Here is an 18,321-nt window from a genome sequence, read left to right as displayed (position 1 = left end):
TTCACCAGTTTTGCTACCGATCACTTCACCGGTTCTGCCACGAGTACCTCACCGGCTTCGCCACCGAGGTCTGCGAGAGATGGATGGGGAGCGCCGCGAACGTCGCGAGCATCGCAGGCCTCGCGCGGACGGTGGGGAAGGGATGTTGGGGAGAGGCGTGGCGGGCGAAGGATGGCGGGCGAGGGGACTCGGCGCTGCGAGAATCGACGGATGACCTTGCCCGACCTGCTGAACCTGGCCCTTTCGGGGCTGATCCTGATTCTTCTCGTCGTCGTGTTCCTCACGCTGCGGCGATCGACGGGAGGAGACGCGGGGGCGGCCCTGGCCCCGCTGATGCAGCAGATGCAGCAGTCGGGCGAACGCATCGAGCGCCTGGAGCGCGCGTTGCGCGATGAGCTCAGCCGCGGCAACGCCGGGCTGCGCCAGGAGACGTTGACGACGCTGACGCAGTTCCAGCAGGCGCTGCTGACGCAGGGCGGCGACACGGCGCGCTCGCAGAACGAGCAGATCGACGCCTTCCGCGTGCAGCTGGCGCAACTGCAGCAGTCGCTGGCGCAGCAGGCCGTGACCGCGCGTGAAGCGCAGGATGCCGCCGCGTCGCGCACGACGACGGTCATGACCGAACAACTGCAGGTGCTCGCCCAGCGCAACGAGGCCGGCCTGGCCGAGACCCGCCGCACCGTCGAGGCCCGCCTGCAGTCCATCCAGCAGGACAACGAGAAGAAGCTCGAGCAGATGCGGGCGACCGTCGACGAGAAGCTGCACGCGACGCTGGAGACGCGCCTGGGCGAGAGCTTCAAGCAGGTCGCCGAGCGGCTGGAGCAGGTCTACCGCGGCCTGGGCGAGATGCAGACGCTGGCGCGCGACGTCGGGTCGCTGAACCGCGTGCTGACCAACGTCAAGACGCGCGGCATCTTCGGCGAGGTGCAACTGGCCGGCCTGCTGGAGCAGGTCTTCACGCCGGAGCAGTACGCCGCCAACGTCGAGACGCTGCCCGGCAGCGGCGCGCGGGTGGAGTTCGCGCTCAAGCTGCCCGGCCAGCGCGACGACGGCCTGCCGCTCTGGCTGCCGATCGACGCCAAGTTCCCGCGCGAGGACTACGAGCGGCTGCTCGACGCGCAGGAACGCGCCGACGCGCCGGCCGCCGAGGCCGCCGGACGCGCCATCGAGACGCGCCTGCGGCTGGAGGCCAGGACCATCCGCGAGAAGTACCTGGGCCCGCCGCACACCACCGATTTCGCGTTGCTGTTCCTGCCCACCGAGGGGCTGTACGCCGAGGCGCTGCGCCGCCCCGGCCTGACCGAGTCGCTGCAGCGCGAGCACAAGGTGATGCTGGTCGGTCCGACCACGCTGCTGGCGACGCTGTCCAGCCTGCAGATGGGCTTCCGCACGCTGGCGCTGGAGAAGCGCTCGGCCGAGGTGTGGGAAGTGCTGTCGGCGGTGAAGACCGAGTTCGGCAAGTTCGGCGACGTGCTGGCCAAGACGAAGAAGAAGCTGGAGGAAGCCAGCAACACCATCGACGCCGCCGAGGTGCGCACCCGCGCGATGACGCGCCGCCTCAAGACCGTCGAAGCGCTGCCCGAGGACCAGATGGCCCGCGTGCTGCAGGTCGGCCAGGCGATCGATGACGAGGGCGCCGCCGGATGAGCGACGCCGCCGGTCCCGCTTCGCCCGGACTGCGCCGGTCCTTTCCCGCCGTCATCGCCACGCTGGTGGCCGTGCACGCCAGCATGGCCGTGACCCGCGTCGCGGCCACGCTGTGGGTGCTCGACCAGGGCTACGGCGAGTGGACCGTCGGCCTGCTGCTGAGCCTGTTCGCCGTGGCCCCGATCGGGCTGTCGTTGTGGGCCGGCCGGCTGGCTGACCGCCACGGCTTCCATCGGCCGGTCGGGGTCGGCGTGCTGATGGCCCTGGGCGGCGCGTTGTGCGTGCTGGTCTTCCAGTCGCTGTGGGCCATCGCCGTCGGCTGCCTGCTGTGCGGCGGCGCCATCGCGGTGGCGGCGGTCGCGATCCAGCGCGAGGCCGGCCTGATGGCGACCGACGCGTCCGAACTCAAGCGCGTCTTCAGCTGGGTCGCGCTGGGGCCGGCGCTGTCGAACGCGCTCGCGCCGGTGGTCGCCGGCGTGCTGATCGACCATGCCGGGTTCCCGTGGGCCTTCGCGCTGGCGGTGTTGCTGCCGGCGGTGGCCTGGGGCCTGGCCACGCGCGTGCCGCGCCACGCGCCGCAGCCCAAGGGGGACGGCGCCAAGCCGCGCCCCGCGTGGGATCTGCTGCGCGACCCGGCGCTGCGCAACCTGCTCATGATCAACATCGTGCTGTCCTCGTGCTGGGACGCGCACAGCTTCGTCGTGCCGGTGGTGGGACATGCGAAGGGTCTGTCGGCGTCGAGCATCGGCCTGGTGCTGGGCAGCTTCGCCACGGCGGCGACGGTGGTGCGGCTGGCCATCGTGCGCTGGGCCGATCACCTCGACGAGCTCAAGGCGCTGCGCGCCGCGATGACGGTGGCGACGGTGATGCTGCTGGTCTACGCGTGGTTGCCGGGGACGGCGGGGCTGATGGTCGGCTCCGCGATCCTGGGCGTGGCGCTGGGCTCGGTGCAGCCGATGGTGCTGGCGACGCTGCACCAGGTCACGCCGCCGGAGCGCCATGGGCAGGCGCTGGGCCTGCGCATGCTGGCGACCAACGGCGCGACGATCGCGATGCCGCTGGGCTTCGGCGCGCTCGCCACCGCCAGCGCGGCGGCCGCGCCGATGTGGCTGATGGCGTCGCTGCTGATCGCGGCGCAGTGGCCCGCGCGGCAACTTCGGTCGACGCGGGACTGAGCACGCGCCGCATGGCTTGCCGCGACCGACGCGGCTCCGATTCGCGATACACCGCCGGACGCCCGACTCGGTGGCCGCGGCGGCCGTGAGAGGGCCCAGCCCTTCCTCAACGGACCGGCGTGGCCTGCGCCACCTGGCGTCGAGCCTCCTTGAGCTTCATCGTCACGTACTCGTCCAGCGTCTGCTCGTGCAATTGACGCGCATATCGCTCGGTCGCGGCGTACCAGTCGCGCAGGCGCTTGTCCAGGCGCCGGTCGGCGGGCGTGGGCAGCGTGTCGAGGTAGGACTCGATCGCCAGGAAGTAGCGCATCGTGTTGCGCTCCGCGATGCCCTGGATGCCGCCCACGTAGCGCGGCCCGCCGTCGCCGTCGCGGCCCACCACGGTGAAGCCGACTTTCTCGCGGCCCGAGGTCGCCAGGTAGGCGCTGGTCGCCAGCCGCGCCGCCATGTTGTTGGCATAGGCGTAACGCAGGCGGATGAAGCTGCGCCGTGCATCCAGCGGGATCGCCTCCAGCGTCAGGTGGTAGTCGCTGGTGCCCATCGGACCCTTGGCGGCGCTCATCTCGACCAGCAGGTACTGCGGCTGCGCGGCGATCACCTGGAAGCGGAAGTCCAGCGCATAGGCGTCCTCGATCGGTTGGTCGAACTTGCGGCCCACGGCCATGTGCAGCGTCAGCGGCTTCGCATCGTCGTCGACGACACAGCGCTTCACGTTCGCCGGCAGCGTCAGCAGCTCGCACCATGCGTCCGCGCGCTGCAGCGCGGCGGACAGCGCCGGGAAGCCGTGGGCGACGATGGCGTGCATCTCGCCGGTCGGGCGCTCGGTGTCGTCCACGGAGCTCAGCAGGATGGGCCGCTGGAACGGGCTGCGCGCCAGCTGCGGCGCCATCTGCTCGTACTGCGCCTTCAGGCCGGCGCCTTGCTGCGCAGACACCTCGGTCGCGATCAGCAGCAGCGTCAGCAGCACGGCCGCGTGGGCCAGCCAGAACAACGCGCCATGGTGCGGCGTCTGGCGCCTGGTGACGTGGAAGACGTGCGGGAACGAACGCATGGCGGACTCCATCGGGTCTCGGACCTTTTGAAGAAGCGTAGGCGCCGCGTGCCGCGCGGGACGTCGGCGCGTGTCGCGGCGGTGTGTCGGACAAGGCCGCATGCATCGCAGCCGCATTTACCCAGCCGCGATGTGTCCGGCAATTGCCTCGATGAGTCGATTTATTGCTGTGTTGTCTCGCGGCTTCATCGGCGCGACGGAAGACCGCGGCCAGCGCCGCGCACGCCCACAATCGTCGGCACGCCGCGAACCGAGCGGCCAGGAAAGACCCCGATGAAGTTGAAGTCCCTTTCGTGCGGTGCGATGCGGGCGCTGGTGCTGGCGGTGCTGGTGTCCGGACCGCATGTCGGCGCGTTGGCCGCGCCACGCGACACCGAGGCGCCGACGCGTCCGACGCCCGCCAAGTCCAAGAGTCCTCCAACCGTCGCCGCGGCCGCGCCCGGTGCCTCGACCGCGACGGCGCAGTGGGTGCGCGAGATCGGCGGCATCACCGAATACCGGCTGCCCAACGGCCTGCAGATCCTGCTGTTCCCGGACGAGGCGCAGAGCACCACCACCGTCAACATCACCTACCGCGTCGGCAGCCGGCACGAGTCGCCCGGCGAGTACGGCATGGCGCATTTGCTCGAACACCTGATGTTCAAGGGCACGCCGACGCAGCGTGACATCCCCGAGGCGTTCGCGCGGCGCGGCGTGCGCTTCAACGGCACGACCACGTCGGACCGCACCAACTACTTCGCCAACTTCAACGCCGACCCGGACACGCTGGACTTCGCGCTCGCGCTGGAGGCGGACCGCATGGTCGCCAGCTTCATCGCCAAGGCCGATCTGGACAAGGAAATGACCGTCGTCCGCAATGAATACGAGCGCGGCGAGAACGAGCCCTTCCAGGTGCTGAACAAGCGCGTCATCGGCGTGGCCTACGACTGGCACAACTACGGCCACGACACGATCGGCCCGAAGAGCGACATCGAGAACGTCCCCATCGAGCGGCTGCAAGCCTTCTACAAGCGCTTCTATCGACCCGACAACGCGACGCTGATGGTCGCCGGACGTTTCGACCCGAAGGCGGTGCTGGCACGCGTGTCGCAACTGTTCGGGCCGCTGCGGGCGCCGGCCGAGCCGATCCCGAGGCCGTACACCGTCGAGCCGCCACAGGACGGCGAACGGACCGTGATGGTGCGGCGCGTCGGCGGCCAGCCACTGCTGATGGCCTACTACCACGTGCCCGCGATCACGCATCCCGACACCGCGCCGCTGCTGGTGCTGGGCATGTTGCTGTCGCTGCAGCCCAGCGGCCAGCTGTACAAGGCGCTGGTGGAACCCAAGCTGGCGCTGGCCGCCGGTCTGACCGGCCTGGGCGGCGCCGACCCCGGCGGCATCCGCGCCATCGCGGTGCTGCCGCCCGACGGGGACGCCGCGGCGATCGAGCGCAAGTTGCTGGACATCGTCGAGGGCCGCACCGGCCAGGCCTTCGACGAGTCGGAGCTGAAGCGCGTGCGAGAGCTCGCGCTGGTGTCCTACCGCGACCAGATGAAGCAGCCCGAGGCGCTGATCCAGCAGATCTCCAGCCTGGGCGCGACCGATTGGCGGCTGCTGTTCCAGTTGATGGAAGACATCCCGAAGGTGACGCTGGCGGATGTCGAGCGCGTCCGGCAGGCCTACCTGCGTCCGGCGAATCGCACGCTCGGCCGCTACCTGCCGACAGACAAGGTCGAGCGTGTCGAGATCCCGGCCGCGCCCGCGCTCGAAGCGCGCCTGGCGCAACTGAAGGGCCCACCCAAGGTCGAGGAGGGGGAACGCTTCGACCCGACGCCGGCGCGCCTGGCGCAGCGCACCGCGACCAAGAGACTGCCGTCCGGCATCGCGCTGACGACGTTGGCCAAGCAGACGCGCGGCAACACGGTGCAGTTGCGGATGCAACTGCGCTGGGGCGAGCGCGACGAGACCTACGCGCACCACGGCACCGACCTCGTGGCGCGGCTGATGGGCGAGGGCAGCGCGTCGATCTCCAGGCAGGCCCTGCAGGATCGCCTGATCCAGCTGCGAGCCGACCTGAACCTGACCAGCGAGGACCAGGGCGCGGAGCTGACGATCAGCGCCGAGCAGGGCACGCTGCTGGACGTCCTGAAGATCGCGGCCGATGTGATGCAGCGCCCGCTGCTGCCGGCCGACGCCTTCGAGCGCCAGCAGCGCGCGTCGCTGGCGGAACTGGCGGGGTCGCGCCAGGACCTGGAGGTGCTGCGGCAGGCGGTGGTGCGCGATCACTACAACCGCGCCCGCGGCGTGACGATCAAGGATCCCGACTACCTGATGAGCATCGACGAACGCATCGCGACCGTCGAAGCGACGACGCTCGACGACGTGAAGCGGTTCCACGCCCGCTACTGGTCCGCCAACGACGCCAGCGTGGCGGTTGTCGGCGCGATCCCGGACGGACTGGACGCGGCCATCGAGCAGCTGTTCGGGAAGTGGAAGAAGCCGGGTGCGCCGAAGTTCGTGCGCCACATCGACAAGGCCGACACGATCCCTCCGGCGCGGTTCGATGCGGTCGCGCGTGACAAGACCAGCGCCGAGATGCGGATGCGGCTGGACTTCGCCTTGAACGACCGCGATCCGGACTACCTCCCGCTCCTGATCGCCACGCACATCCTGGGTGGTGGCGGGCTGGAGAACCGGCTCGCGGTGCGGATTCGCCAGCAGGCCGGCCTGAGCTATGGCGTGGGCGCGTCGCTGTCGGTCGAGCACTTCGGCGACGACGCCAACCTGACCATCGGCGGCACCTTCGCGCCGCAGAACCGCGAGGAAGTGCTGGCGCTGGTCAAGGAGGAATTGACCCGCATGACCCGCGCCGGCATCACGGAATCGGAGCTGGCTCGCGCCAAGAAGGATCTGCTGGAAGGCCGGCTCCAGGCACGCGCCGACGACGCGCAATTGACGGAGGCGCTGTTGACGCTGGCCGACCAAGGCGAGGGTTGGGCGGATGCGGCGCGACGTGACGCGGCGATCCAGTCAGCGACCGTCGACCAGGTCACTCGGGCCTGGCGCAAACGGGTGAACCTCGACGGTTTCGTGGTGTCGACGGTGGGGGACTTCAAGGACATGCCCTGACCTGGGGACGGGCTCCGATGCGCCCCAGCCGGCGCGTCCGGGCTTGTCCGACCCGCCGCCCGCACCGTGTTTCCGGTGTCGGGCGGCGTCCGTCCTTGTCATACGATGGCCGCCGCTGACGATGCGTCGGCGCGGGATCCGAACCTGGCGTGGTCTGCATCACTTGCCCACGGTCGCCGTGGCCGGGGCGAGCCGTCCAGGCCGAACCGGGTCCGCAAGCGGATTCCAGAAGCCGGCAACGAGGGCACGATGACAAAGGGGGCGATGTGAGCAGGCTGTTGAACGAGGACCGCGCGAGGGTCGGTCGATTGGTGGGCGCGTGATGGCGGGCGACCGTCGCCGCGGGTTCCGCTGGCCGTCGCGCTGGGCCTGGGCCCAGTTGGTCGTCGCGCTGCTGGTGACGGCCGCCGTCACGACGCTGTGGCTGGCGAGATTCCAGGCCGGACCGCTGGCGCGGCTCGACGGGCTGGTGCAGGACGCACAGGCGCAATGGCGCGGGCCGCTCAAGCCCGGCACCAGCTACCCGATCGCGCTGGTGCGTTTCGACGACGCCAGCGCTTCGCGCTTCGGTGGGGTCGCGCCGAGCCGCCAGCAACTGGCCGCGTTGATCGACCGCATCCAGGCGGCCCGGCCGCGCCTCGTCGCGGTGGACATGCTGCTGCTCGATCCGCAGCCGGATGCGGACGGGGCCCTCGCCGCGGCGATGGGCGGCGGTGCGCCGGTGCTGTTGCCGTTCGCCTTGTCGTCGACCGCGGAGATCGGACCGGGATCGCCGGCCCAATCGTCGTCCCAATCGCCGCCTCAATCGCCGCCTCAATCGCCGCCCTCCGCATTGCTCCCGCACGCCTTCACGCGCGCGGAAGGCCCCCCGCGCAGCGCGTTGGTGCCCGACCGCGTCCAGGCGCCGCAGGAGCCGCTGCTGTCGGCTGCCCGCTCGCTGGGACATGTCACCACGCGGCTCGATGCCGACGGCGCCTTGCGCCAGGACCTGCCGGCCTTGCCGTTCAGCGGTCAGGTCTACCCGTCGCTGGCGCTGCGCATCGCCGGTGACGCGATGCGGCAGCCCTGGTCCGAGGCCACGTTGCGCTGGGGCCGCGACGTTCGCTGGGGCTCGCTGCGCGTGCCGCTGGATCTGCTGTCGCAGCAAGGGGTCAACTACTACGGGCCGACGGGGACCTTCGCGGCGGTGAGCGCGGTCGACCTGCTCGACGGCCGCGTGCCGCCCGAGGCGCTGCACAACCGGATCGTGATCCTGGGCGTGTCGGCGCCCGGCGCCGGCGACCCTGTCAAGAGCCCCTTCGATGCCGGCCTGCCGGGCATGGAGCGTCTCGCGACCGTCGTCGACAACATCCTCACCGGCCGCACGCTCACGCGGCCCAACTGGGCGACGCTGGCGGAGCTGATCGCGCTGCTGACGCTGCCGCTGCTGTGCTGCGTGCTCCTGGCGCGCGGCCGCGTGTGGCTGGGGCTGGTCCTGGTCGCGCTGCTGACGGCCGGTGGCCTGGCGGCGGCGCAGTGGGCCTTCGAGGAGGAATACCTGGTGCTGCCGCTGGCAACGCCGCTGCTGGCGATCGCCGCGGGCAGCCTGTGCGCGCTGGCGCTGCGGGCGCTGGCGGCGCTGGCCCGGCGCCGCGCGGCGCTGCGGCAACTGCGGATCAGCGAGGCGCGTTACGCGCTGGCGGCGCAGGGCGCCAACGACGGGCTGTGGGACTGGGACATCACGCGCGATCGCCTCGACGTGTCGCTGCGCTGGTGGGCGCTGATGGGTCGCGAGGCCGACCGCAACGAGGCGGCGGAGGGCATCGCCCGATTCACCGCGCCGTTGGATGAAGGCGCGGCCGGGTTGTTCCGCGGCGACCTCGACGCGCATCTGCAAGGTCGCAGCCACCAGTTCCATCACGTGCTGCGCTTCGACCAGGGCGGCCAGCCGCGCGTGTTGCTGGCGCGTGGCGTAGCGATGCGGCGCGACGGCAAGCCGGTGCGCATGGCCGGGACGCTCACCGACATCGGCGCGCTGGAACACCTGCAGGCGCGGGGCGCGCGCGACGCGCTGCACGATCGGCTGACCGGGTTGCCGAACCGCGCGTTGTTCGTCGAGCTGCTGGCGCAGCGGCTGGCGACGCCGACGCCGGGACTGCCGGTCGGCGTGGTGCTGGTGGGCCTGGACGATTTCCACGGGTTCACCGAGCGCCATGGCCTGATCGCCGGCGACGCGGTGCAGGTCGAATGCGCGCAGCGCCTGGGCCGGCGCACCGGGCGCACGGTCGCGCGCGTGGGCGCCGATCAGTTCGCCATCCTGTTCGATGCCCGCCTGGAGCCCGGCGGCACGCTCGTCGACCGCGTGCCCGAGTGGGCGCTGGCGCGGATCGAGGAGCCCTTCCTGTTCGACGCCATCGTGTCGTCCGACCCCGCCGCGTCAGGTGCCGCGCGCACCGGCGCGCATCGCCTGACCGCGTGCGCCGGCTGGGCCCATGCGGGGCAGGGCGCCTTCAGCGCCGACGACCTGCTGGTCGCCGCCGAACGTGCGCTGGCCCGCGCGAAGGCGGCCGGGCCTGGCCACGCGCATGCGTTCAATCCGGCCGAGCAGCGGGTCGAGCCGTCGAGCCGCTGGGTCCGCGACCACGTCGCATCGGCGCTGGCGGCCGGTGAATTCGAGCTGCACTACCAGCCGTTCGTGAAGCTGTCCGATCGCAGCCTGCTCGGCTTCGAGGCGCTGATCCGTTGGCGGCATCCGACGCGCGGCATGGTGATGCCTGCTGACTTCATCGCGGCGGCGGAAGAGAGCGGCCAGATCGCCGAGATCGGCCGCTGGGCCCTGATCGAGGCGGCGCTGCAACTGCGCCGCTGGCGCGACATCGGCTTCAAGGGCGTGATCGCGGTGAACGTGTCTGGCGTCCAGCTGGAGCGCGACGCCGAGTTGCTGGCCGATGCCCGCGAAACGCTGAAGGCACTGGGCGACGTGCCGGCCTCGCAGTTGACGCTGGAGGTGGCCGAGCGCACGGCGATGGCCGATCCGCAGCGCGCCGCGCAGACGCTGCAGGCGCTGGCCCGGCTGGGGTTCAAGCTGTCCATCGACGATTTCGGCACCGGCTACTCGTCGCTGGCCCACCTGCACCGCTTCCGGTTCGACACGCTCAAGGTGGATCGCAGCTTCGTCATGCGGCTGGGAGAAGGGCGGGACGCCCGCGAGACCGTGCGCACCATCGTCGGTCTGGCCGCAGCCCTGGGCCAACAGACGCTGGCCGAGGGCGTCGAGGACGAGCAGCAGGCGGCGCTGCTGGAGGACCTGGGCGTGCCGGTCGCCCAGGGCTGGCTGTTCGCGAAGGCGCTGCCCGCGGACGAGGCCAGGCGGCTGATTCAGACGGTGCCGTGGAGGAAGCCGTCGAGCGGCGTCGAGGAGCTGCGCGTCACTTGAGCATCATGATGGCCTTGATCGCCTCGCCCGCGGACGACGAGGCGACCAGGTCCATCAGTTCCTGGCGCAGCGATTCGGCGCTATCGCACTCGACATGGCGGTCTTCCCAAATGATGGTGCACGGATAGCCGTCGGTGGCCTGTCTCCATTTGGCGATTCGACGGGCGGCGGCGGGGGTTGTGCCATTGCCGGTCACGGAGATGGCGGTGAGGTCCGAGACCGACGGCGCGGTGGCGCCGGGCGACCCGGCCCCCTCCCCGGGATCCCGGCGGCCTGCGTTATCGGTCCGGGCAATCTCGACCCGGTCCTGCGTGACGGAAAGCAGCGCGAGATTCAGCTCGTTGAAGATGGCGTTGATTTCCGCGCGAGCTACCTTGGCCTCGTCGGCCGCCTGAAGCCCTCGATGGAGCGCTTGTCGAAAGTCATTCATCGCTGATGCTACTGATCAGTCGTCCCACGATCGGCAGATGATCAAAGACGTTCTTCCTGGTCAACACAAGGTTGCCCATCTCGGGGTCATCGAAGACCCTCGTCGCCGTTTCGTCCAGTTGCCACCCAGCCTTGCCGCTCACGAGCGAGGCGCTGAACATCATCTGATCGAAAGTTCTCCACTTGGTCACGGGACCATTGGCATGAAAGTAGGTCCCCCTGTCGCAGAACTGGTGCTCCCTCGCGCCATGCCGATAGGTGGTCATGTGGCGCCAGAACGGGTTGTAGAGCAGGTAGTCCTTCTTTTTCACCAGCTGCTTGTCTCTGCTGGACAGCAGTCGTTGCTCCATGACGGGGTCGAAGGGTTCGTCATTGAAGTCGCCGAGGAGCACGACCGAGCACGCCGGCCGCTCCTTCATCTCGTCTTCGATGCTGCCTCGGAGGATGTCGCCGAGGATGGTTCTCGAGGGCGTCTCCAGCGTCGCCCGGCTCGGCCAATGAGAGACGTAGAGCACGATCTCGGAGCCGTCCGGCAGCGATAGCAGAAACTTCTGCGCGGCCTTGAGTAGCCGAGCCCCTTGATGTCTGGCCACTGACTGGCCCTTGCCCAGAGACAGGCACTTTCGATGCAGGACCGCGGTATCGAAGTGGCTCGATCCCACCTTGTCCTGCGTGCGCCTGATCACGAAGTCATCCAGCGTGGCGGTCAGATGCCGCTCGATCCCGGCGAGGTCCTGATCAGTCACCTCGCATAGCGCGACGAGATCGGCGCCGGCCTGGATCAGGCGGCCGATCACGGCCGCGGCGGCCCCGATTTCTTCGGGCGTTCCCCGGTTCTTTCGTTTCGTGGGGGACAGCGCCGTGTTCCACCACGCGAGGGTCAGTTGCATCGATGTCCTCGGCCTTCACATCCCATCGGGAGATGCTACCCAACGGGACACACGGGCGAGGGCTCGGAGCCTCGATCAGGACTGGCTCAAATCGATGCGATGTGGCCGAGGACTGCCGGCTTCACGCCATGCCCTGATGCCTGAGCAGCGCGTCGATCGTCGGCTCGCGGCCGCGGAAGGCCTTGAAGTTGTCCATGGCGTCGCGCACGCTGCCCATGGACAGGATCTCGTCGAGGTAACGGCGGCCGGTGGCCGGATTGAAGACGCCTTCTTCCTCGAAGGCGCTCCAGCAGTCGGCCGACAGCACCTCCGCCCACTTGTAGCTGTAGTACCCGGCCGCGTAGCCGCCCGCGAAGATGTGCGAGAAGCTGTGCTGGAAGCGGTTGAAGGCCGGCGGCGGATTGACCGAGACCTCGGCGCGGACCTCGTCGATCAGCTCCTGGATGCGCGTTTCCGCGCCGGGCTCGGCGTGCAGCCGCATGTCGACGAGCGCGAACTCGATCTGGCGCAGCGTCTGCAGGCCGGCCTGGAAATTCTTCGCCGCCAGCATCTTGTCGAACAGCTCGCGCGGCAGCGGCGCGCCGGTGTCGACGTGGCTGGACAGTTGCTGGATGACTTCCCACTCCCAGCAGAAGTTCTCCATGAACTGGCTCGGCAGCTCGACCGCGTCCCACTCCACGCCCGAGATGCCGGACACGCCCAGTTCCGCGACCCGCGTCAGCAGGTGATGCAGGCCGTGGCCGCATTCATGGAACAACGTGGTGACGTCGTCGTGCGTCAGCAGCGCCGGCTTGCCGTCGGCGCCCTGCGGGAAGTTGCACACCAGGTGCGCGACGGGGATCTGCTCGGCGGCGGCGCCCGACAGGTCCGGACGGGTCCAGCGGCCGCGGACCTCGTCCATCCAGGCGCCCGGGCGCTTGCCGTTGCGGGCGTAGAGGTCCAGGTAGACCTGACCGATCAACTGGCCGTCGCGGCGCAGCTCGCAGAACTGCACCGAGTCGTGCCACACCGACGCCCGTGCCGGCACCAGCTGCACGCCGAAGAGGCGCTCGACGATGCGGAACAACCCGTCCAGCACGCGCGGCAACGTCAGGTATTGCCGCACCTCCTGGTCGGAGAACGCGTAGCGCGCTTCCTTCAGCTTCTCCGACACGTAGGCCATGTCCCAGGCCTGCAGGTCGTCCATCTGGAGCGCGGCCCGGGCGAAGTCGCGCAGCTCGTCGAGGTCGCGCCGCGCGAAGGGGCGGGCGCGCCCGGCCATGTCGCGCAGGAAGTCCATCACCTGGGCCGGGGACGTCGCCATCTTCGGCACCAGCGACGCCTCGGCGAAGTTCTGGAAGCCGAGCAGGCGGGCCTCCTCCTGACGCAGCATCAGCAGCTCGCCCATCAGCTGGCTGTTGTCCCACTCGGGCTTGTCGCCGAGCTCGCTGGCGCGCGTGGCGTAGGCGCGGTAAAGGCGCTCGCGCAGCGCGCGGTCGTCGGCGTACTGCATCACCGGCATGTAGACGGGGAAGTGTAGGCTCAGCTTGTGGGCGCCGGGGATCAGCGCCTGTTCCTTGCCTTCCTCGCGGTCCTTGTCGGCGGCGGCGCGCGCGTTGGCGACGACGTCCGCCGGCACGCCGGCGAGCTCGTCCGCGGTGGCGTAATAGGCCCAGCCGTCGGTGGCGTCCATCACGTGCTCGGAGAAGGCCTGGCCGAGTTCCGCGCTGCGCTCCTGGATCCGGGCGAAGCGCTCCTTGGCTTCGCCATGCAACTCGGCGCCGGACAGCACAAAGTCGCGCATCGCGTGCTTGAGCAACTGCGTGCGCTCCGGCGTCAGGCCGGGCTGCGTCGCGATCACCTTGTACTTGGCGTACAAGGCCTCGTTGGCGCCCAGCGCGGTGGAGAACTCGGTCACCGCCGGCAGCGCCGCGTTGTAGGCCTCGCGCAGCGCCGGCGTGTTGGCGACCGCGTTCAGATGGCCGACGGCACCCCAGGCCGTGCCCAGCCGCTCGGTCGCCACGTTGAGCACCCGCGACAGATGGTCGTAATCGGCCGGCGCGCCATCGGCCGTGACTTCCTCGAGCGCGTGTTGCGCCTGCGCGAGCAGCTCCGCGATCGCGGGCTGGATGTGCAACGGGTCGATGGCGGAGAAGTCCGGCAGCGATGCGGTGGAGAGCAGCGGATTGGGCGCGGCGGAAAGGTCGGTCATGCAGGCCTCGTGAGTCTGATGGGAGCCGGAACAGTGTGTCAGCGTTTATGGCCGCCCAGCTTTTGGGGTTTCTATCGCGGCCTTCAAGGCTGGCTATCGACGCGGCGGCCGGCGCGGGGCCGGTCCGACGCAACAGGGATGCGGCGGCGTCCGGTCGGCCGCCGACGGGCAATCAGCGTGCCGAGGCGGCTCGCTCGGCGCGTTCAGCCGATTCGATGGTGTTGACCAGCAGCATCGTGATGGTCATCGGGCCGACGCCGCCCGGCACCGGCGTGATCCAGCCGGCCACTTCCTTCACGCCGTCGAAGTCGACGTCGCCGCAGAGCTTGCCTGCGTCGTCGCGGTTCATGCCCACGTCGATGACCACGGCGCCGGGCTTGACCATGTCCCGGGTCAGCACGTCGCGCTTGCCGACGGCGGCCACCACGATGTCGGCCTGCCGCGTGAAGTGCGCCAGGTCCGGCGTCGCGCTGTGGCACACGGTGACCGTCGCGTTGGCCTGCAGCAGCAGCATCGCCATCGGCTTGCCGACGATGTTGCTGCGGCCGATCACCACCGCGTGCTTGCCCTTGGGGTCATAGCCGATGAACTCCAGCATCTTCATGCAGCCGTAGGGCGTGCAGGGCTTGAAGCCGTCCTGGCCCACCATCAGCGCGCCCGCGCTGGCGACGTGGAAACCGTCCACGTCCTTCTCCGGCGCGATCGCCTCGATGACCTTGTGCGCGTCGATGTGGCGCGGCAGTGGCAGTTGCACGAGGATGCCGTGGATGGCGGGGTCCTGGTTCAGCGCGTCGACACGGGCCAGCAGCTCGGCCTCGGTCAGCGCGGCGTCGTACTTCTCCAGCACGGAATGCATGCCGGCGTCCTCGCAGGCCTTGACCTTGTTGCGCACGTAGACCTGGCTGGCGGGGCTGTCGCCCACCAGCACCACCGCCAGCCCCGGCCTGACGCCGCGGGCGGTCAGGGCGGCGGCGCGCGTGGCGACGTCGGCGCGCAGTTGCTTGGACAGGGCGTTGCCGTCGATCAGTTGGGCGGTCATGGTGCGGTACTCCAGGGCTCGGAAATGAAAGAGGCCGCACAGGGCGGCCTCGGGGGATGCGGGGGAAACTCAGCCTGCCTTGGCGCCGGCGGTGTTCGCGCCGAGCGCGATCTTGAGCAGATCGGCCACGGTGTTGGCGTTGAGCTTCTCCATGATGTTGGCGCGATGCGCTTCCACCGTCTTGATGCTGATGCCCAGGTCGTCGGCGATCTGCTTGTTCAGGCGGCCGGCGACGATGCGCTCCAGCACCTGCGCCTCGCGTGTCGTCAGGCGCGACAGCAGGGCGTCGCGGCTGGCCGCTTCCTGCTGCGTGGCGAAGGCGCCGCGGGCCTGGTCCAGCATGCGCTCGACGAGGTTCAGCAGCTCTTCTTCCTTGAACGGCTTCTCGATGAAGTCGACCGCGCCCTTTTTCATCGTCTGCACCGCCATCGGCACGTCGCCGTGGCCGGTGATGAAGACGATGGGCAGCGGGCTCTTGCGTTCGATCAGCTTGTCCTGCAGGTCCAGGCCGCTCATGCCGTCCATGCGGATGTCGGCGATCAGGCAGGCCACTTCGCGCGGGTCGTAGCGGCTGAGGAAGCTCTCGGCGGAGTCGTAGCACTTGACCCGGTAGTCCTTGCCCTCCAGCAGCCACTGCAAGGAGTCTCGTACGGCCTCGTCGTCATCCACGACGTAGACGTTACCCTTCTTCGGAATCAGGCTCATGGTGTTGCTGCGGTGTTGTGAGCAGTGCCCGTGCCGGCGTCCTTGTCAGGACTCGGGACGTGGGGCTCAGGTCGGGGAATGTCCACAGGGATCGTGAACGCGAACCGACACCCGACGATGGACGCGCCATTGTAGAGGTTCTCGGCGCGAATCCTGCCCTGGTGGGACTCGATGATGGACCGGCATAACCCTAGGCCGATGCCCAGTCCATCGGCTTTGGTGGAGAAGAAGGCCTCGTACATGCGCTCGATGACCTCGACCGGCAGGCCGGGGCCCATGTCGGTCACGGAGAACTCGATGTTGGCGCCCAGCTCGGCGGTGTGCTTGGGCACGACGCGCAATTCGATGTGGCGGCGCGACGGCGGCAGCGCCGCGTTGTCGATGGCTTCGGCCGCGTTCTTGAGCAGGTTCAGCAGCACCTGCTCGATCAGGATGGGGTCGACCCGCATCACCGGCAGCCGCTGCGCGACGTAGGTGTGGATCTGCACGTTGCGCCGGCGCAGCTCGATGCCGGCCAGCTCGACCGAGTCCTCGACGATGGACGCCGCGAAGGCCGGCTGCCGCTGCGGCTCGCTGCGTTTCACGAAGGCGCGGATGCGGTGGATGATCTGCCCGGCGCGCTGAGCCTGCTTGGCGGTCTTCTCCAGCGCCGCGAGCAAATCGTCCTTGGCGATGTTGTCACCGCGCACGCGCGAGACCATCCCGTTGCAGTAGTTGCTGATCGCGGTCAGCGGCTGGTTCAGCTCGTGGGCGACGCTGGAGGCCATCTCGCCCATGGTGATCAGGCGACTGGTGACCTGCGCCTTCTCGGCCTGCTGCTGCTGCTGCGCCTCGGCATGGCGACGCGCGGTGATGTCGGTGGCGATCAGCATCTGCGCCAGCCGGCCGTCGGTCCATTGCAGATAGCGGGCGCGGACGTCGAACCACATGTCCAACTGCGTGATGAAGACCTCGCGCGAGTCGCCGCCGATCTCGGTCAGGTGCTGCGCGGGCAGGCCGCCGTAGTCGTCGACCTCCTCGTCCGGCTCTTCCTTGCTGGTGGTGCCGGTCAACTGCGAGCCGGCCAGCATCGCGTGCCCCTTCGGGTCGGCGCCGAACCACAACCGGTAGCTGCGGTTGGCGAAGAGCAACTCGCCCTGCTGCACCGACAGCACCGACACCGCCGCGTCCAGCCCCTCCAGCACCGTGGTGAAGCGCTCGTGCGAGGCCGACAGCTGGTCGCGCACGCGCTTGGCCTCGGTGATGTTGGTCATCGAGGTCATCCAGCCGTTCTGCTTGCCCTTGGGGTCGATCAGCGGCGAGACGTACATGCGCGCGTCGAAAATGCTGCCGTCCTTGCGCATCACCTTGACCTCGGAGCCGCCGGCCGGGCTGCGGCCCTGCATTTCCTGCTGCAGCAGGCGCAGGTTCTCCTCGTAGCGGTCGGGCGGCCAGTAAGGGAAGGGCGGCTTGCGGCCGATCAGCTCGGACTCGGCGAAGCCGGTCATCGCGCAGAAGGCCGGGTTGACGTAGCTGATGCGCGTCTCCAGGTCCATCGCGCGCATGCCCGTCAGCATGGAGTTCTCCATCGCGCGCCGGAAGTTGGTTTCCGCCGCCAGCGCGTTCTGGACCTGCGCCCGGCGCCGCATGTGCTTCCAGGTGCCCAGCAGCATCCACACGGTCAGCACCGACAGCGCCATCACCATCCAGAACAGCGTGTTGGAGATCAGTCCGATCGACGTGCGGTAGCCCTGGCCGCGCAGCACCAGGCCGGGCGCGGGCGCCATCGGCACTTCGTAGAAGATCGGCGCGCGCGTGATGCGACGCCCCGGCATCGGCGTGACGGTACTGGCCACGACCTGCTCGCGCGGGTCCAGCACCGCCACGGCGTGGCGCGAGGTCAGCTCGTTGGCGACGGAGTAGCGCAGCAGGCCCTCGACCGCATACTCGGCGATCAGCACGCCGGCGAAGCCGTTGCGGTCGCTCAGCGGCAGCTGGAGCTGGAAGACGGTGGTGTTGTTGGCGTCGGCAAAGGACGCCGAATAGACCCGCGTGCGCCGGTCCCGCGCCGACTGGAAGGCGCGCTCGGGCTCGCTGTTGGCGTGGCCGTTGGGCATGGACGGGTCATTGCCGTCCAGCGTCATCAGCGAGTCGGCCTGCTCGCCGATCGCGGCGACGCTGACGCGCCGCTCGCGCCGCGCGTTCAGCCAGGTGATGTGGGTGATCTCGGGACGGTTGCGCGCGATCGCCATCGCGCGCTGCGTGAATTCGAGGTTGTCGATGGCGCGATTGGCCAGGTCGCGCTGCAGCGGGATCAACTGGTCCTCGTTGTCGATCAGGCGCGAGCGGATCTGCTGCTGCGCCATCTCGGTGTCGCGCTTGACGGCCTCGGCCTCGCGCTCGATTTCCTCGTTGCGCAGGTACCAGAAGGCCGAAACGATCGCCGCCAGGAACAGCACCACCGACAGCAAGGGTCCCAGCGTCGCGAACCGGTCCTGCCGCGATGGCGATTGCCGACGCCACCACGCCGAAACCAGACGCTTGACGGGATTCAGGACGCGGCGCAGAAAGCCTTGGACATCGAGGCGGGACAACATGGGCGCGATTATCCAAGCCGATTCGCCGCCGCTCGGGCGCGCCGGATCCGGGCATTCCCTGATCGCATCGTGAAAGGAAAACGACCCGGCGC

General features: G+C 69.5%; 11 protein-coding genes. 4 read left to right on the top strand and 7 right to left on the bottom strand.

Features of this window, described 5'->3' with window-relative positions:
• The first annotated feature begins 210 nt into the window (after positions 1 to 210).
• Positions 211 to 1,647 (top strand): DNA recombination protein RmuC, encoded by a 1,437-nt coding sequence (locus CDN99_RS02975; RefSeq protein WP_088382595.1) that lies wholly within the window; start codon positions 211 to 213, stop codon positions 1,645 to 1,647.
• Positions 1,644 to 2,822 (top strand): MFS transporter, encoded by a 1,179-nt coding sequence (locus CDN99_RS02970; RefSeq protein ID WP_088382594.1) that lies wholly within the window; start codon positions 1,644 to 1,646, stop codon positions 2,820 to 2,822. Before CDN99_RS02975 ends, CDN99_RS02970 begins: the two co-directional genes overlap by 4 nt.
• 106 nt (positions 2,823 to 2,928) lie before the next feature.
• On the opposite strand, the gene CDN99_RS02965 is transcribed toward CDN99_RS02970, so the two are convergent.
• Positions 2,929 to 3,873 carry a hypothetical protein gene (locus CDN99_RS02965; RefSeq protein ID WP_141100601.1) on the bottom strand — a complete coding sequence of 315 codons (945 nt, stop codon included), beginning with the start codon at positions 3,871 to 3,873 and terminating at the stop codon, positions 2,929 to 2,931.
• A gap of 273 nt (positions 3,874 to 4,146) precedes the next feature.
• On the opposite strand from CDN99_RS02965, the gene CDN99_RS02960 reads away from it, so the two are divergent.
• A complete protein-coding gene (locus tag CDN99_RS02960) occupies positions 4,147 to 6,984 on the top strand; it encodes a M16 family metallopeptidase (protein ID WP_141100600.1) in 2,838 nt (945 codons plus the stop codon).
• Positions 6,985 to 7,306: 322 nt separating this feature from the next.
• A complete protein-coding gene (locus CDN99_RS02955) occupies positions 7,307 to 10,399 on the top strand; it encodes an EAL domain-containing protein (protein ID WP_088382591.1) in 3,093 nt (1,030 codons plus the stop codon).
• Here the strand turns inward: CDN99_RS02955 and CDN99_RS02950 are convergent.
• The 6 genes from CDN99_RS02950 to CDN99_RS02925 form a co-directional block, all read right to left on the bottom strand.
• The gene (locus CDN99_RS02950) at positions 10,392 to 10,829 is read right to left on the bottom strand and encodes a hypothetical protein (RefSeq protein ID WP_088382590.1); all 438 of its coding nucleotides are present in this window, start codon (positions 10,827 to 10,829) and stop codon (positions 10,392 to 10,394) included. The genes CDN99_RS02955 and CDN99_RS02950 overlap by 8 nt on opposite strands.
• Complete coding sequence (locus CDN99_RS02945) at positions 10,822 to 11,718, bottom strand: endonuclease/exonuclease/phosphatase family protein (protein ID WP_088382589.1); 897 nt, start codon at positions 11,716 to 11,718, stop codon at positions 10,822 to 10,824. Before CDN99_RS02945 ends, CDN99_RS02950 begins: the two co-directional genes overlap by 8 nt.
• Before the next feature lie 121 nt (positions 11,719 to 11,839).
• Positions 11,840 to 13,909: a M3 family metallopeptidase gene (locus tag CDN99_RS02940; protein ID WP_088382588.1), complete on the bottom strand. Its 2,070-nt coding sequence runs from the start codon at positions 13,907 to 13,909 to the stop codon at positions 11,840 to 11,842.
• Between the two features lie 172 nt (positions 13,910 to 14,081).
• Positions 14,082 to 14,948: a bifunctional methylenetetrahydrofolate dehydrogenase/methenyltetrahydrofolate cyclohydrolase FolD gene (gene folD, locus CDN99_RS02935; RefSeq protein WP_088382587.1), complete on the bottom strand. Its 867-nt coding sequence runs from the start codon at positions 14,946 to 14,948 to the stop codon at positions 14,082 to 14,084.
• Between the two features lie 69 nt (positions 14,949 to 15,017).
• Positions 15,018 to 15,653: a response regulator transcription factor gene (locus CDN99_RS02930; protein WP_088382586.1), complete on the bottom strand. Its 636-nt coding sequence runs from the start codon at positions 15,651 to 15,653 to the stop codon at positions 15,018 to 15,020.
• The gene (locus CDN99_RS02925; RefSeq protein WP_088382585.1) at positions 15,650 to 18,229 is read right to left on the bottom strand and encodes a PAS domain-containing sensor histidine kinase; all 2,580 of its coding nucleotides are present in this window, start codon (positions 18,227 to 18,229) and stop codon (positions 15,650 to 15,652) included. The genes CDN99_RS02930 and CDN99_RS02925 overlap by 4 nt, the downstream gene beginning before the upstream one ends.
• Positions 18,230 to 18,321 lie beyond the last annotated feature (92 nt).

Origin of the sequence: Roseateles aquatilis (assembly GCF_002205645.1) — a bacterium.
In the GTDB taxonomy this organism is placed as follows: Bacteria; Pseudomonadota; Gammaproteobacteria; order Burkholderiales; family Burkholderiaceae_C; genus Roseateles; species Roseateles aquatilis.
The sequence above is the reverse complement of the archived record's forward strand: the minus strand, read 5'-3'. Positions and strand labels throughout refer to the sequence as shown.

Excerpts from the sequence above, each read along its gene's own strand:
- CDN99_RS02975 (WP_088382595.1), top strand. The coding sequence starts at position 211 with ATGACCTTGCCCGACCTGCTGAACCTGGCCCTTTCGGGGCTGATCCTG.
- CDN99_RS02970 (WP_088382594.1), top strand. The coding sequence starts at position 1,644 with ATGAGCGACGCCGCCGGTCCCGCTTCGCCCGGACTGCGCCGGTCCTTT.
- CDN99_RS02965 (WP_141100601.1), bottom strand. The coding sequence starts at position 3,873 with ATGCGTTCGTTCCCGCACGTCTTCCACGTCACCAGGCGCCAGACGCCG.
- CDN99_RS02960 (WP_141100600.1), top strand. The coding sequence starts at position 4,147 with ATGAAGTTGAAGTCCCTTTCGTGCGGTGCGATGCGGGCGCTGGTGCTG.
- CDN99_RS02955 (WP_088382591.1), top strand. The coding sequence starts at position 7,307 with ATGGCGGGCGACCGTCGCCGCGGGTTCCGCTGGCCGTCGCGCTGGGCC.
- CDN99_RS02950 (WP_088382590.1), bottom strand. The coding sequence starts at position 10,829 with ATGAATGACTTTCGACAAGCGCTCCATCGAGGGCTTCAGGCGGCCGAC.
- CDN99_RS02945 (WP_088382589.1), bottom strand. The coding sequence starts at position 11,718 with ATGCAACTGACCCTCGCGTGGTGGAACACGGCGCTGTCCCCCACGAAA.
- CDN99_RS02940 (WP_088382588.1), bottom strand. The coding sequence starts at position 13,909 with ATGACCGACCTTTCCGCCGCGCCCAATCCGCTGCTCTCCACCGCATCG.
- folD (WP_088382587.1), bottom strand. The coding sequence starts at position 14,948 with ATGACCGCCCAACTGATCGACGGCAACGCCCTGTCCAAGCAACTGCGC.
- CDN99_RS02930 (WP_088382586.1), bottom strand. The coding sequence starts at position 15,653 with ATGAGCCTGATTCCGAAGAAGGGTAACGTCTACGTCGTGGATGACGAC.
- CDN99_RS02925 (WP_088382585.1), bottom strand. The coding sequence starts at position 18,229 with ATGTTGTCCCGCCTCGATGTCCAAGGCTTTCTGCGCCGCGTCCTGAAT.